Origin of the sequence: Stieleria sedimenti (assembly GCF_025060895.1) — a bacterium.
Classification (GTDB): Bacteria; Planctomycetota; Planctomycetia; order Pirellulales; family Pirellulaceae; genus Stieleria; species Stieleria sedimenti.
In genome coordinates, this window is the sequence record NZ_JANZKV010000143.1 from 1 (window position 1) to 15,159 (window position 15,159).

At 58.8% G+C, this 15,159-nt stretch carries 10 protein-coding genes; 7 read left to right on the plus strand and 3 right to left on the minus strand.

The annotated features are described in order from the left end of the window. Positions 1-299: 299 nt before the first annotated feature. Positions 300-1,592: a hypothetical protein gene (locus tag NZK35_RS17905; RefSeq protein WP_259633905.1), complete on the plus strand. Its 1,293-nt coding sequence runs from the start codon at positions 300-302 to the stop codon at positions 1,590-1,592. Positions 1,593-1,615: 23 nt separating this feature from the next. Here the strand turns inward: NZK35_RS17905 and NZK35_RS17910 are convergent, their stop codons facing one another. Further along, positions 1,616-2,602: a threonine ammonia-lyase gene (locus NZK35_RS17910; RefSeq protein WP_259633906.1), complete on the minus strand. Its 987-nt coding sequence runs from the start codon at positions 2,600-2,602 to the stop codon at positions 1,616-1,618. A 112-nt stretch (positions 2,603-2,714) separates the two neighbouring features. Next, positions 2,715-4,091 (minus strand): Trx7/PDZ domain-containing (seleno)protein, encoded by a 1,377-nt coding sequence (locus NZK35_RS17915; protein WP_259633907.1) that lies wholly within the window; start codon positions 4,089-4,091, stop codon positions 2,715-2,717. A gap of 205 nt (positions 4,092-4,296) precedes the next feature. On the opposite strand from NZK35_RS17915, the gene NZK35_RS17920 reads away from it, so the two are divergent. From NZK35_RS17920 to NZK35_RS17945, 6 genes are all read left to right on the plus strand, one after another. Next, positions 4,297-5,331 carry an AAA family ATPase gene (locus NZK35_RS17920; RefSeq protein WP_259633908.1) on the plus strand — a complete coding sequence of 345 codons (1,035 nt, stop codon included), beginning with the start codon at positions 4,297-4,299 and terminating at the stop codon, positions 5,329-5,331. A gap of 288 nt (positions 5,332-5,619) precedes the next feature. Continuing rightward, the gene (locus NZK35_RS17925; RefSeq protein WP_259633909.1) at positions 5,620-6,516 is read left to right on the plus strand and encodes a DUF58 domain-containing protein; all 897 of its coding nucleotides are present in this window, start codon (positions 5,620-5,622) and stop codon (positions 6,514-6,516) included. 3 nt (positions 6,517-6,519) lie between these two features. After that, positions 6,520-8,529 (plus strand): vWA domain-containing protein, encoded by a 2,010-nt coding sequence (locus NZK35_RS17930; protein ID WP_259633910.1) that lies wholly within the window; start codon positions 6,520-6,522, stop codon positions 8,527-8,529. A 363-nt stretch (positions 8,530-8,892) separates the two neighbouring features. Then, complete coding sequence (locus NZK35_RS17935) at positions 8,893-9,552, plus strand: hypothetical protein (protein ID WP_259633911.1); 660 nt, start codon at positions 8,893-8,895, stop codon at positions 9,550-9,552. A 153-nt stretch (positions 9,553-9,705) separates the two neighbouring features. Beyond that, positions 9,706-11,061 carry a polysaccharide biosynthesis/export family protein gene (locus tag NZK35_RS17940; RefSeq protein ID WP_259633912.1) on the plus strand — a complete coding sequence of 452 codons (1,356 nt, stop codon included), beginning with the start codon at positions 9,706-9,708 and terminating at the stop codon, positions 11,059-11,061. A 69-nt stretch (positions 11,062-11,130) separates the two neighbouring features. Next, complete coding sequence (locus tag NZK35_RS17945; RefSeq protein WP_259633913.1) at positions 11,131-13,803, plus strand: VWA domain-containing protein; 2,673 nt, start codon at positions 11,131-11,133, stop codon at positions 13,801-13,803. A gap of 216 nt (positions 13,804-14,019) precedes the next feature. Here NZK35_RS17945 and NZK35_RS17950 read toward each other — a convergent pair whose 3' ends face one another. Beyond that, positions 14,020-14,883: a DUF2092 domain-containing protein gene (locus NZK35_RS17950; protein ID WP_259633914.1), complete on the minus strand. Its 864-nt coding sequence runs from the start codon at positions 14,881-14,883 to the stop codon at positions 14,020-14,022. Positions 14,884-15,159: the final 276 nt, after the last annotated feature.

The following is a 15,159-nucleotide window of genomic DNA, read 5'->3' on the forward strand; positions in this document are numbered from 1 at the left end:
CGAGTAATCGTAATACTCTGCCTAACTAACACCATTCCACCCGAATGGTCCCTAGAAGTCAAGTAAAAAAATTGGTTCGGCCTGTGGTTTCAACGACCAGTCTAAACCGGGGTCATCCGTATTGTACGGGTCAACCGGACACGCTAAAATCTATATGTTGCGGTGCACTTCTACCTTGCGGCGATCGCGACCTCGTGACTCAATCGTCGGGGCAGCGATTGAGATGAGACCGACGAGCTGACGACTGATTGTGGCGGGGTTGTCTCACCACCGATTCTCAACGTTTTGATGACATCACCATGTCCAGCGGCGACTTTCCATTGCGTCATGCCCTTCGTTGGCTCTCCATGGCTGTGTGCAGCATCGCTCTGTTTCACGCACCTGTCGGAGCCCAGATTAACCTGAGCATCGACATCGAAAAGCCACCGTTTGAATACTCTCAAACGGCCGCCGACAACCGGGTCAGCCGGCTGGTCGACAAGTTGAATGCCAAAACGATTCAGCTGGAATACTCACGCGAAACCGGCTATCTGCGGTCCCTACTGCGGGCACTTGAGATCCCCGAATCTTCGCAAACACTGGTGTTCTCCAAGACAAGCATGCAGGTGCGTTACATCTCACGCCGTAACCCGCGCGCGATTTATTTCAACGATGACACCTACGTGGGATGGGTCCGGGGCAGCTCCTTGATGGAGATCTCAACGGCGGATCCGAAACTGGGCACCGCGTTCTACACCGTTGACATGATGCCATGGCGTGCCAAGGTCGAGCAGGCCTACTATGACTGCCTGGCTTGTCATGCCACATCGATGACACAGGGCGTCCCTGGGCACACGGTTCGCAGCGTCTATCCGGAAGTCGACGGCAGCGTGGCTTCGCAGCGTGAGTCCTTCATCACCGACCACTCTAGCCCATTTTCGCAGCGGTGGGGTGGATGGTATGTGACCGGGAGACACGGCGAGATGCGTCACATGGGCAACACGTTTCTTCGCGGGGGTCAATTGGACACTCGCGAAAACGGAAATCGGCTGAGCCTGTGGGATGATTTTGAGACGCACGACTACCTTTCTCCGTACAGCGACATCGTTGCGTTGATGGTGTTGGAACACCAGACGCAAATGCACAACGCGATCACGCAAGCGGATTTTTCGCTGCGTCAGCTCTTGCACAACGGTGAGGGAACCGCCGAACGTAGCGATGAGGCGGCCGAATGGAATGCCCAGCTTCGCTTGATCGCCAAGCCGGTCGTCGATTATGCGTTGTTTTGTAACGAGGCACCGCTCACCGACACGGTGAATGGTTCGGTCATTTTTGCAGAGGAATTCAGCAAACGCGGGCCGGTGGACAGTCGTGGCCGATCGCTCCGCGACTTTGATCTGAAGACCCGGATGTTCAAGTACCCCTGCAGCTACTTGATCTATACACCGGCTTTCGATTCCTTGCAGAAGCCTCTCAAGGACGAAGTCATTCGTCAGTTGGTGGCGGTCTTGGAGGGCGAGAATCAAGACGACACGTACCGTCACCTGGATGCCGAGACCCGGGCTGACACGCTGGCGATTTTGCGTGAAACGAAGCCCGATCTGTTTCGCTGAAGCACTGTCGAGCCGCCGGAAGATCAATCTTCAGCCGAATTGTTTCGGCCAAGCTGGCAGTCGCCGAAGTTCAGGTTTCCACCGCTGATGACCACGGCAGTGGATCGACCGGCGAAACGCTCGGCGTTGTCGACCAGTCCGGCAAACGCGACCGCGCCAGACGGTTCGGCGACCAGGCGGGCGTCTTCGGCGATCGTGCGCATCGCCGACAAGATGGATGCCTCCGAGACGAGGAACAGATCGTCGACCAAGTTCTCAATGATCGGATAGGTGTGGTCACCGATTTGGGTACGCAGACCGTCGGCGACGGTGTCATAGCGCGTCGGCGGTTGTGGCGATCCGGCCTTCAAACTTCGAGCGGTGTCATCGGCAAGGGCGGGTTCGACGGCATACACTTTCACCTCCGGCCGAATCGTTTTGACGGCGACAAGAATTCCCGCCAACAGGCCTCCGCCGCCCACGGGTACGAGGATGGCATCGAGCCCGCTGATCTGCTCAAGCAACTCCAATCCGACCGTCCCTTGGCCCGCCATCACCGCCGGCGTTTCGAAGGGATGCACCAGGATCGCACCCGTCCGCTGTTGCAGCTCGGCGGCAGCCCGCTCACGCTGCTGCGTCGACGGGCCACAAAAGACCGGCGCGACGCCGTAGGATTCGACCGCCGCGATTTTCTTCGGCGACGCGTCCTCGGGCATCACGATGAATGCCGGAATGCCTCGCAAACCGGCCGCACGGGCAATCGCCGCGGCATGGTTCCCGGAAGAATGCGTCACGACGCCACGCCGGGCATCCTCATCGCTCAGACTCATCACCGCGTTGACGGCGCCGCGTGCTTTGAACGCGCCGACATGCTGCAGGTTTTCCGCCTTGAAGGACACGCCGCAGCCGAGCCGCTTGGAGATCACTTCGCAATTGACCACGGGCGTGCGGACGACGTAGTCGGCGATCCGTTGCTGGGCCGTCCGAATGTCGCCGAGGGTGATCACGGGATTTCCGGTGGGAGATGACATGCGCGGTCCTCTTCCTATTCAGGCGATCTTGTCTACCTTCGATCGGTACACCAATCGATGACAGGCCGGAAGCCGATTCCACTTGGGTGAAAGGCTGCCGGCATAGCCGATGTTACTTTTGGATCGGCAATTTGTAGGACAGCTCTTTTCCGTCGCGCAACACCGTAACGTCGACTTGATCACCGGGCTGCTTTGACGTGACCACGTACGTCAACAGGTCTTGTTCGCTGGACAGGTCGGTTCGCCCGTCGAACGACGTGATCACATCACCCTCGCGAACTCCGATTCGCTTGGCGGTTCCGTGGGGCCCGTATTTCCCGACTCGTTTGACGTGCAACGCCATGGATTCGTTTCCATCGCTGACGGGTGCGGCATCGGAATGGGTCGACGGTTCCAAAACCATTCCACCGGCAGCGATCCGGCGCAGCCCCCAGGTCGTCACCCGCCAGGACAAGTCACTGGCGCGGCGCCAGTCCTTGGGGAATCGCAACTGCGCGTCAACCGCTGAACCGTCGCGTATGATCTCAACCGGCACCGCGCCACCGTCGGGATCGACGTTGTGCAACACCCATTGGATGTCGGCGATCGAGAGCATCGGTTGGCCGTCGAGCGTTGCGATCACGTCGCCGCTGCGAAGCCCTGCTTGAGCGGTGACCGAATCGTCCTCGACTTCCTTGATCGTCGCCATTTCATTGGGATCCATGATCAGTCCGACGGTCTTGGGATGCGGGTACGGCCACAGCACCTTGTCGGGAATCGGTTTCCTGTCGTGCCAATAATACTCGCGTTGGGCATCGCCGATCTGGTGGCAGTGAATGCAGCTCTTCACAACGTCGCCATCGTAGTTCAGGCTGTCGGTAAACTTGTCTTTCAGCGACGGGTAACGTTCCGGCGACGACACTTCCATCGGCCGGCCGCGTTTGCCTGCCAACGCATCTTTGACCTGGGCGTGATCGGCGTGCAGGTCCAGCGCGCCTTGAAGTGCTTTGGCGAGCCCTTTCAACGAGACGTCGCCCATCCATTCGGTGCGGTGCGAACGCGTGCCGAACCGTCCATAGATCGTTTTGTCGGCGGCGAGAAAGAAGACGGCGAAGGATTGATCGGTGTCGTACTGGAACAAGTCCAAATCCAATCCGTTGGTTGCGACCTGACGCACACAGACGAATTGTTCCAATAGCGGACGGATCACCGGATCGGTATCGACCAGCTCGTCATCCAGTTTGACGCACTCGTGACACGGCAAACAACGCAACACGACAACGATCGGCTTGCCCGTCCTTTTGGCTTCCTCGAATGCCCCCGGAATGTCGTTGTACATCCAGAACCCCTCTCGTTCGACCTTCTCTTTGTCGCTGCGAACGATTTCGTCGCGGGTCTGGGCGGTCAACGCGGATGCGAGGGTAAACAACATTAGAATCAATGACGAGAATGCTCGCATGGAAATCTGCCTGAGCGGTGAGATGTCGATCGGTCGAAATACAGTTGCCATCAGTGTACCGCAACTTTCATGCAACGGTTTCGACGTCAGGCGTTTGTCCGAAACCCGCCTCCGCCCCGGCGACGGCAAAACCCTTTTTCCAGACAATCTGTCTACCGAAAATCGCCAATTCCTTTGCATCTGGTGGCGGGAATGGTTATCACTAGATACCGGGGTGATGGCTGAGTCGCCATCGGTCTGACGAATCGACGAATCCATGCGAGACGGAACAATCAAGATGCAGTTGTCCGAGGGTGAGTTTCGAGCCGAGCTCAGCAAATTCCGTGACGAGTTTGAACTGTTACGGACCGAAGTGGCCAAACGAATCGTCGGCCAGGAGCCGATCGTCGATGGCGTGTTGATCTCGATGATCGCCGGCGGGCATGTGTTGCTCGAGGGCGTCCCGGGATTGGGCAAAACGCTGCTGGTACGGACGCTCAGCGAAGTTCTGGAGGCACCGTTCAGCCGGATCCAATTCACGCCTGATTTGATGCCGGCCGACTTGATCGGGACCAATATTTTGGTCGAAGGCGACCACGGGAAAAAAGAGTTCCAGTTTCAGCGTGGCCCGCTGTTCGCCAACGTGGTCTTGGCGGATGAAATCAACCGCGCGACGCCGAAGACCCAGTCCGCGTTGTTGGAAGCGATGCAGGAACACAGCGTGACGGTCGCGGGGACCTCGCACCAGCTCGAAGGCGTGTTCTTTGTGTTGGCGACCCAGAACCCGTTGGAGATGGAAGGCACGTATCCGCTGCCAGAAGCCCAATTGGACCGATTCCTGATGAAGCTGTTGGTGCCGTTTCCGACGACCGAGGAAATGGAAACGATCATGGATCGCACGACCGCCGGCGAAATCCCACCGCCGGGCAAAGTCGTTTCCGGAGAACGCGTGTTGCAGCTTCGTGATTTGTCGCGACAGATTCCGATCGCCGATGAAGTGCGCCGTTATGCGATCTTGCTGGTGATGGGGACACACCCCGAACACGAAGCGGCGACGGCGATGGTGCGACAATTCGTGCGGTACGGCAGCAGCCCGCGGGGTGCCCAGGCATTGATCTTGTGCGCCAAAATCAAAGCCGTCCTGGACGGACGTTTCCATGTTTGCAAGGACGACTTGAAATCGGTGGCCCACGGCGTGTTGAGGCACCGGGTGATGCTGAATTTTGAAGGTCAGGCCGAAGGGATCGTCGTGGACAAGATCATCGACGATCTGCTGGAAAAAATCGGCCAAGAAGCGGCGTTGGCGGGATAGCCGCCGATGGTGAGGCGGAGCCTCGCGGACACCACGTTCCCAGGCAGGAGCCCGGGAACGAGTCGACCAGGCGGAGCCTTACGCCGTGAACGATATGTTAGCGGCAGGGCGCGAGCCCTCCGGTATGTTAGCAAAGGTGCGGAACCGGAGGGCTTGCGCCCTGCCGCTAAAACCTCGTCAAACACAGGAAATAAATCGTTCACGGCGTAGGGCGGAGCCTGGGAACGAGCATCTAGAACTACAGCAGCACACGCCGACGTCGCCGATTCAGCCGCCCGACCCACATCCATGTTCGACTCCGATTTTTTAAAGCAACTCGAATACCTGTCTCTGCTGAGCAAGCGGATGTTCCAGGGCCAACTGCTTGCGCAGCGGCGGACGATGCAGACCGGCGGTGGGATCGAGTTTTCCGATCACCGCGAGTACATGCACGGCGATGACCTGCGATACTTGGATTGGAATGTTTACGCCCGTCACGGCGATCTGCTGTTGAAACGGTTCCAAGAAGAAGAGGACTTGCACGTCTATCTGTTGCTCGACGCGTCACAGAGCATGGAAGTCGACGAGACGTTTGCGACGGCGGACGCCGCGGACCCGCCAAAATTCAAGCTCGCCCGGCAGATCGCCGCCGCACTGGCCTACATTGCGTTGGCCGATTTGGACCGCGTTTCGATCGTCGCCTATGCGGACGGGGTCAAGGTGGTGATGCCGCTGGTGCGAGGCAAGGACCAGATCTTGAGTGTGCTTCGGTTCTTAGAAGGTTTAAACTGTCACGGTGAGCGAACGGATCTGCGTCGGACGGTGGGCGAATTCGTCGGCCGCGCCCCACGCACCGGTCTGGCGATCATCATCAGTGACCTGTTCGACCAAGACGGGTTCCGTGAAGGCGTCGACCGGCTGCGATACGCCCAGTTCGAACCACACGTGATCCAAATCCACACACGGCAGGAAGCAGACCCCAAGTTGTTGGGCGATGTGCAACTGGTCGATTGCGAAACGGGGACGGAGAAAAAAGTGACGGTCACCGAACGAAAACTTCGCCATTACAAACAGCTGTTCGAAACGTTTGTGCAAGAGGTCGAAACGTATTGCCGAACACACGGCTTGGCCCACACCCGCACGACAACGGACGTTCCGTTTGATGCGGTGCTGTTGAAAATGATGCGTGCCGCGGCGGTGGGGTAAAGCATGTCATTCGCTTCACCAGACAAATTGATTTGGCTGTTGGCCGCGTTGCCGATCATCGCCTTTTACATCTTAAAAACCCGGCTCAGACGACGACCGGTGTCGACGTTGCTGTTTTGGGATCAGGTCTTTGAACAGAAACGTCAACGTTCGCTTTGGCAGAACCTGCGGCACTGGATTTCATTGCTGCTGCAACTGGCCTTTGTCGGCCTGCTCGGGTTCGCCCTCGCCGATCCGTTGTGGAATTCTCAGGAAGACACGGGGCAAGATCTGATTTTGGTGGTCGACAATTCCGCCAGCATGCGGGCGGTCGATCCGGCCACGGGCAAGACTCGACTACAGGAGGCGATCGAGCAGGCGTCGGACGTCGCCGGAACCCTTCGCCCGAGCGACAACATTGCCTTGATCACCGCCGGCGGCAGCGTCCGCGTCGCGGTGGGGATGTCGGATTTCGCCCCGACGGTTCAAGAAGCGTTGCTTGAAATCCAGCCCACCGATGGACCGACTCGGATCGGCGAAGCGATCACGGCGGCCAGACGCTTGGCGGCCGATGATCAAAAACGCAGGATCGTGGTGTTTAGCGATGGCGGCGTCGCCAACCGTGACCTGTTGATCGATGCACAGGCACAGCCCACCCCCGAACCCAACGACGCGGCGGACGCAGCGGCGGCGGAGCAACGGCGTTCACTGACCGGCGACGACGTGCGCTGGATGCAAGTCGGTACCTCGCAAGACAACCTCGCCATCACCACGTTCCAGGTCAGGCGTTCGACCGTCGATCCGATCGGCTACTCGCTGTTGGTGGAAGTCCATAACTTTTCCTCCCAGCCGGCCGAAACACGCCTGACGCTGAAACTGGATGACGCTCTGGTGGATGTGATTCCGCTGGAAATCGAAGCCGAGGGTTCGTTTCGAAAACAGATCGACAGCACCTCCCGCGCCGGCGGCGTGCTGACCGGTGAATTGAAATCAAACGACGCGTTGCAGGTTGACAACATCGCTCGCGCGATCCTACCCAACCGCCCCGAGATCCCGGTCAAGTTGGTCGCCGGTGAAGACTCCGAGTCGTACTACCTGCGACGTGTTCTGGAATCGATTCCGTTGGTCAAGATTCTCTCGACTGATGCGGTCGATTCGGAACCCACGGCGCGATTGACGGTGTTTGCGGGCGTGGTTCCCGAGACGATCCCCGAAGGCCCGGTGCTGTTTGTCGACATTCCCGAATCGGGGCCCGTTGTCGCAGCGGACGGGCAGCCCGCGTGGCGACTCGGTGAACAGGTCGACAATCCGATCATTGCCAAACAAGAAAAACAGTCCCCGTTGCTGCGTCACGTACAGTTGCAAAACGTGATTCTCGCCGGCGGTCGCGATCTCGAGGTCAGCGAGTCGATCGGCACGCCGACGACGTTATTGGAAACAGCCGGCGGTGATCGTGTGTGTGTCTCGATCGAACGTAGCGCGGGGCGAATCTTGTTGCTCGCTTCGGATTTGGACACCAGTGATTTGCCGCTGCGGATTGCCTTTCCGGTGCTGATGACCAACGCGATGAATTGGTTCTTCCGTGAAACCGGCGAGATCCGTCCCGCGCTGGCGACGGGGCTGACCGCGGATGTCCCCTGGGACGTGGCTGAGGATTCCGAATCGGGCACCGCCAACTTGATCGCACCATCGGGTGAAAGCACGCTGGTCACGGTGCAGCGTAACAAAGTCAAGTTGGGGCCGCTGCCATCGGTCGGCGTGTACCGATTGACGACCGAAGACATCTCCAAAACCAGCGATTTCGAAACCGGGGATGCGGAAACCGATCCAACGGTCGCCACCGATGACGCGAATCTGGTCGCCGTCAATCTTTCCGACTCGAACGAAAGTGATTTACGCTTACCGGAGCTGCCCGAAACGACGGCGGGCGAGTTGCCACCGGCCGGACGCTCTCCCTGGTTTTATCTGATCCTTGCCGCCACCGGTTTGGTGATCACCGAGTGGGCACTGTTTCAACGCAGAGTGGTTGCCTAGCGACGTGACCCGGAAGCCAGGTGAGGGATGTGACGATTCGGTTGACATTTGCGGTCGTCTCGATTGAAGGCGTTGCAGGACCAGACGCAAACGAATCCGGATTCGGCTTGTATGGGCTGTCGTGGTTGGTTCGGCTGCAACGAAATCGAGCAGATCATCGCCGGTATCGGCCGATCAAACACGTAACCTTCCGAGCACCGGTAAGCCTGCACAGGTTGCATCGAAAGCACATCGCGACGAATGCAACGTGACAATCGGAGATGCGGGGAAGGCGATGGGATGAACAAGGATGTGAATCCCTGGACGTGGTGACGTGGGTCGGAGCCCCCGTCACAGTGAAGTGCGCGACAATGGAGTGACGCAATGCACGAGAAGCATCATCAGATTCCGGTCAGCCCGAAACGGTTCGGTTCGCGCTCAGTGGCGATCGCCTGTGGTGTGATGATCGCAATGGTCACGATCGTCTGCAGCGCCGGCTGCGTGGCCGATGCGATTCGATCCACGTGGCAGCCTTACGGGACGATGACCAAACGCACGACGATCAAATTGCGGGCCAACAAACTCGCGCGTCAAGTCTGGGAACAGAACTACCAAAGCCAATACGCGTCGTCTCCCTGCGTTGATGATGTCAAAGCGGGATACATCACGGCGTTTGTGGAAACGGCGATGGGGATGGGGCAATGTCCGCCGCCGGTGCCTGCCCGGCGGCTGTTGAGCGGGGACGCGATTCACCAGACCTACCCGGCGGCCGTGCCTTGGTATCAAGGATACAGCTTCGGTCATACCGACGCCGTCGTACGGGGCGTCGATCGCTGGCGTCTTGCACCGTTGAACCCTGATTTAACGATGGCGATGTGCCCCTGTCCCCCCACCGTCCACGACATCCCGTTCGAGGCTTCGGAGTCGAGTGAACTGATTCCCCAAGACGCCGCGAAAACGGTTCCACAACCGGCTGCGGAACTCGAGATTCAATCGCTTCCTGTACCGGAAGAACTCCCATTGAAAAGCACCGAATTCCAGTGACCAAGTGGCTGTCGAGTTTGGAGCGGAACGGATTCCATCTCCAGGCACAACGGCAGTCACAACGTTTGAAAGCGACACCAGATCCGCCCGGAAACCGTGTCGTTGTTGACCCAGCATTTTCTTCAGAATCCCGTTTCGGCAAGGATGCCAAAAATGGACCGCAACATTCGTCAATTCGTGGCACTTTGGTCGCTTTCCCTCTGCGCCGTGCTGGCCATCATCAACACGGGGTGCACGTCGGTTCTTTCGCCGGTCACCGGGATCCCCGTTTTTGACTTGCCCGACGAATTGCTGGGCGTGCCCAAAAGTGAGCAGATACCGGTTCCGGTGGTCTTGCTCTCCCGTCCCCACGAAGAGCAATACTTGTTGGGAGAAGGCGACATCTTGAGCGTCTATATCGATGGCGTGCTTCCGTTTTCGGCCCCCAACAGCCCGCCGACGCCCCCGCCGGTCAACATGCCGTCGGACCAATCATTCCTGAAACCTTCGATCGGATACCCGATTCCGGTGCAAGAAAGTGGGCTGGTCACCTTGCCATTGTTGCCCCCGTTCAACGTCAGCGGCTTGACACTCGAACAGGCGCGGGACGAAATCTCACGTCGCTACCGGGAAGAAGAAATCCTGCCACCGGGCGTGAACTATCCCGTCGTGTCGTTGATGCAACGCCGGTCCCACACGGTGACTGTGATCCGTTTCAACGCACAGACCGCGGTCGGATCCGACGGCACTGCAGCCGGCTATACCCTCGATCTACCCGAGCGACGCAACGACGTACTCAACGCGCTGATGGAATCCGGCGGATTGCCCGGATTTAATGAACGCAACGAAGTCGTGATCTACAAGACCTCTCAAATTCCGGCCGATCGACGAAACGAACTGATGAGCCAACTGTTGGCACAACCTTGCGGCGGGGGAACGCATCAACAGGGACTCCACTTGGATCACGAAGTGTTTGCGACCGATTCAAACTGCATCGCGTACGACAACCAACTGCTGGAAAAGCAATTCATCATCCGGATCCCGTTGCGATATTATCCGGGACAGATGCCCCACATCCGTCCTTCCGACGTGACGCTGCAAACCGGTGACATCGTGATGGTCGAATCCCGAGAGACCGAACTGTTTTACACCGGCGGGCTGCTCGGCGGCGGCCAGTATCCGTTGCCCCGAGATTACGATCTTGACGTGTTAGGCGCGATCGCCTTGTCTGGACAGGGAATCGCGTCGTCCAATGCCCGCGGCGGTGGCGGTGGCGGTGGTGGTGGTGGGCTGATCCAAGGCATTGGCGGCACCAGCCCGACACAGTTGTACATCATTCGCAAGCTCCCTTGCGGACGGACCTACAACATCGCCGTCGACTTGCAGGTTGCGATGAACAATTCACGAGAGAACATTCTCGTTCAACCCGGCGACACCCTGATCCTGCGATACAAACCCCAGGAAGAACTCGTGAATTTCGGAATCGGAACTTTCTTTACCTTCGGAATTCGCGAGCTGTTCCGCGACTAACCCGGAGTCAGAAAACTGCTATAGTTAGCACGGTCGCGACCTCCTCCTTCGCTCCGGGGAAACGTTTCCGTGCAGTGGTCTGATTTCACTTGGTTGTACCTGTTGATTCCGGCAGTGCCGTTTTTGATTTGGTATCACCTCCGCTCCTTGAGCGACTTTCCGGTTTGGCAAAAACGGGTCTCGCTGGCGTTGCGAATCGTCGTGTTGGGAGTGTTGGCCGCGGCGTTGGCCGGGCCGGTGCTGATGCGACAAACCGATCGACAAATGGTCGTGTTTGCGATCGACCGCAGTGAGAGCATCGATGCGGCGGCGCGCGAGAAAACCGACACGTTTCTCGCCCAGGCGATCGAGGCAGCCGAGCAGGCCGATGTCGACGTTCGTTTCTTGGAATTCGATCGCGAGCCGAGGAGCTTGCGCGACGAGTGGGCGGTCGGCAACCTGCAGCCGGGTGACGAGGGGCAAACCGAAGAAAACAAATCCAGCGACCAATCGGTCGATGAGTCCACCGACACGGATGACAGTTCCGCTGACGCTGTCTCGCCGGGACAAGACGCTGACGATCGTCAGCGCGATGATGCCGAGCACGATCCGGCTCGCCGCGGGACTGACCTGGAAGCGGCCGTCCGCACCGCGATCGCATCGATGCCGCCGTCTCGGGTCCGCCGCGTCGTGTTACTGTCTGATGGAAACGCGACCGGTGGCGGCGACGTGATCGCCGCAGCGGCCGAGGGCGGCGTGCCCGTTTGGACCGTCCCCTTGCCATCGCGCAGTGACCCCGAAGTCCAATTGACGCGCGTCGACGCGCCGACTCAAGTCCGCCAAGGGCAACCGTTCTTTGTCGAAGTGATCGTCAGCAGCAATCGTGACACCGAGGGCTACATCGATCTGTATCGCGGCGACATTCAGATTGGCGACGAAGAACCTAAGCCGGTGAAGATCAAGAAGGGCGAGAACACGTTTCGATTCCGACAAACCGTCTTGGGCAAGCGACAAGAATCCTTCGCCGCGCGACTGCGCGGGTTTGACGACACGCTGCTGGACAACAACGCGGCCGAAACGGTCGTGTATGCCCAGGGACGCCCGCGTGTCCTGTTGGTTGATCCCGATCTGGACCAAACCGATTCGCTGCGCTGGGCACTGGACGAACAATCGATCGACGTGGAAGTTCGACCGCCCGAGGGGATCCCCAGTGATCTGACAGAAATCCAAGGCTACGAATGTTTGGTCCTGTCGAACGTTCCCGCGACGGCGATGTCGATGCGGCAAATGGACTTGATCCGCATCTACGTGAAAGAGCTCGGCGGCGGCCTGGTCATGCTCGGCGGCGACCAATCGTTCGGCTTGGGCGGTTACTATCGAACCCAGGTCGAAGAGATCTTGCCGGTCCGCAGCAATTTCGAAAAAGAACGTGAAAAGCCATCGCTGGCGATGATGCTGGTGATCGATAAAAGCGGCTCAATGGGCGGCCAGAAAATCGAACTCGCCAAAGACGCGGCGCGGGCGGCCGTCGAATTACTCGGGCCCCGCGATTCGATCGGTGTGATCGCGTTCGACGGATCGGCCTACACCGTTTCCGAACTCCGCTCGACCTCCGACAAAGGTCAAATCATCGACGCGATCAGCACCATCGAAGCGTCCGGCGGCACCAACATGTACCCCGGCATGGTCGATGCCCTAGACGCCCTGCGCGGGGCGACGGCGAAACTGAAGCACGTGATCTTGATGACCGACGGGGTTTCCTCGCCGGGTGATTTCCAGGGTGCCGCCTCGGACATGTCCGCCAATCGAATCACGTTGTCCACCGTCGCGCTCGGCCAAGGCGCCAGTGAAGATCTGTTGGAGGAACTGTCACAGATCGGGGGCGGGCGTTACTACTTTTGTGATTCGCCCGACGCGGTGCCGCAAGTGTTTGCCAAGGAAACCGTGGAGGCCAGCAAGTCGGCGATCAACGAGCTGCCCTTTACGGCTCAACTGGTGCGGCCGACCGCGGTGCTGGAGGGAATCGATCTGGAGTTGTCGCCGCTGTTGCTTGGGTATGTCGTGACCCGTCCGAAACCGACTGCGGAATTTATTCTCGCCAGCGAGTCGGGCGACCCCTTGTTGGCATGGTGGCGTTACGGATTGGGCATGTCGGTGGCGTTCACCAGTGATGCCAAGAACCGTTGGGCGGGCGAATGGTTGGCGTGGCCCGATTTCGGTGCGTTTTGGGCACAGGTTATCCGCCACGCGATGCGCAAGGATGACAACCGCGGCGTGTTCGTCGATGTCCGCCGGGAAGGCGAAACGACGTTCGTGTCACTTGATTCGGTGGACCAGAACGGCGCGTTCATCGAGAACGCGACGACGGAACTGACGATGATCGATCCCGGTCTGGGGCGACAGAAGTTGGCGATGCGTCAAACCGCGCCGGGACGCTTTGAAGCGGAAATCAAGACCGACCGCCGTGGCGCGTATCACTTGGATCTGGCACAGACGCGGCAATCCGGTTCGACCCAACGGTCCTCGCGAGGCATCTCGGTCGGCTATAGCGATGAATTGAGGTTGTTACCCACAGCGACGTCGACGCTGCAGCGGATCGCAACGGTCAGCGGCGGACGCTTTGACCCGACGCCCGAATCGATTGCCGAACGCATCGACGCGACGGCCCGCGAACCCATGCCGTTGTGGCCCTGGTTGTTGATGATCGCGATGTCCGTTTTCGTAGCCGACGTCGCGCTGCGAAGGATCGAATTATCCAGGTGAGGCGCTGCGCGATCATCCCATACGCAGCGATCCCGGCGCGTGGCGTTAGCCCAATGCCATCTACTTTGACTCTCAAGGTGTTAGCGGAACGGCGCGAGCCGTCCGGTCGCGATTCAAAAACACCGTGAAAGACCGGAGGGCTCGCGCCCTACCGCTAACAAAAACACCCCGCTTGGCGTCAAAGTAGATGGCACGTGGCGTCAGCCGGTGGCGCGATCATTTTGCTTCATCAAAATACGCTTCGATCGATTCGTACTCCTTGGCGCCTTCGATTTTGTTGTAGCGAAACAGTGACGCCGCGTTGGGATGATCAATCCGCCAGACTTTGAAGTCGAAACGCAACGCATACTGATAGCCCGGCGGTAATTCCAATCCGCCGTTGGCTCGCAGCATCTCCGTCAGATCGACGCGCAGCCGCAACGGTTTGGGCCGCTCGTCCTGTGTGATCCAGAGATCCCAGCTGACATCGTCCTCTTGGATGCCTTGGAAATGAATCGCGGGCGTTTCGCCACGAAACTTATTGCGATCGAGCAAGCGGACCGACTTCATCCCGGTCATCAACGACAGCGTGGGGTCGATGCCGGCCATGGTCAGGGCGAGAATGGGTTCCGGATACGGCCCCATGGGTAACGGCAACTCGAAAACCGCCTGCTGCATCGCCAACGGTTTCTCCAGCACGGTGAATGCCTTTTCGGAAAGAGCGATCGTCGTTGTTTCACCGTCACAAAAAATCCTGACCCGCTGTTGCTCGTCTTTCAAGTAGATGGTGAACTGACCGGGGATTTGGGACGCGATCTGGTAGACCGACGTCTGGGTGTTGATCACCGCTCCGTCGATGATCGTGTCGGCGGATAACTCGACGGTCACCCGGGTGGATTTGGCGTCAATGAGTTGGTTGAACAGGGGCTGGAGCGCCGCGACCGCGTCCGCATCTGCGACAGCATCGACATCGTCCGGCGCGATTTTCGCCGGTTCCGCATCGGGCGTTTTCTGATCCTGGGCTCTTGGCTGCCCGACCGGCATCACGAACACCATCAAACTGACACATGACAGGACACGCAACCGTTTCGAGCGCGACATGATCGATCCGTGGGAAACGAGGAGAAGGAACAAGCGATGAGAGGATACCGCCGCAAGACGCGCCGACAGCGGGGGAAGCGCCGCTCGGCTGATTCATCGTGCCAACGTCCCCGAAAAGCTTTCCGCACAAGTCTGATCGCAATTGGGATCGGCTTCCAGTGCTCCGTCAACTTTTAGGTTTCAACGTGACGCGGAAAATGTGGGTGAGGTACCAAAAATGCGAAGCACCCAACGGGCCATTTGGTTTTTGGTTTTTGGTACCTGACCCGAATGGCA

Excerpts from the sequence above, each read along its gene's own strand:
- NZK35_RS17905 (WP_259633905.1), top strand. The coding sequence starts at position 300 with ATGTCCAGCGGCGACTTTCCATTGCGTCATGCCCTTCGTTGGCTCTCC.
- NZK35_RS17910 (WP_259633906.1), bottom strand. The coding sequence starts at position 2,602 with ATGTCATCTCCCACCGGAAATCCCGTGATCACCCTCGGCGACATTCGG.
- NZK35_RS17915 (WP_259633907.1), bottom strand. The coding sequence starts at position 4,091 with ATGGCAACTGTATTTCGACCGATCGACATCTCACCGCTCAGGCAGATT.
- NZK35_RS17920 (WP_259633908.1), top strand. The coding sequence starts at position 4,297 with ATGCGAGACGGAACAATCAAGATGCAGTTGTCCGAGGGTGAGTTTCGA.
- NZK35_RS17925 (WP_259633909.1), top strand. The coding sequence starts at position 5,620 with ATGTTCGACTCCGATTTTTTAAAGCAACTCGAATACCTGTCTCTGCTG.
- NZK35_RS17930 (WP_259633910.1), top strand. The coding sequence starts at position 6,520 with ATGTCATTCGCTTCACCAGACAAATTGATTTGGCTGTTGGCCGCGTTG.
- NZK35_RS17935 (WP_259633911.1), top strand. The coding sequence starts at position 8,893 with ATGCACGAGAAGCATCATCAGATTCCGGTCAGCCCGAAACGGTTCGGT.
- NZK35_RS17940 (WP_259633912.1), top strand. The coding sequence starts at position 9,706 with ATGGACCGCAACATTCGTCAATTCGTGGCACTTTGGTCGCTTTCCCTC.
- NZK35_RS17950 (WP_259633914.1), bottom strand. The coding sequence starts at position 14,883 with ATGTCGCGCTCGAAACGGTTGCGTGTCCTGTCATGTGTCAGTTTGATG.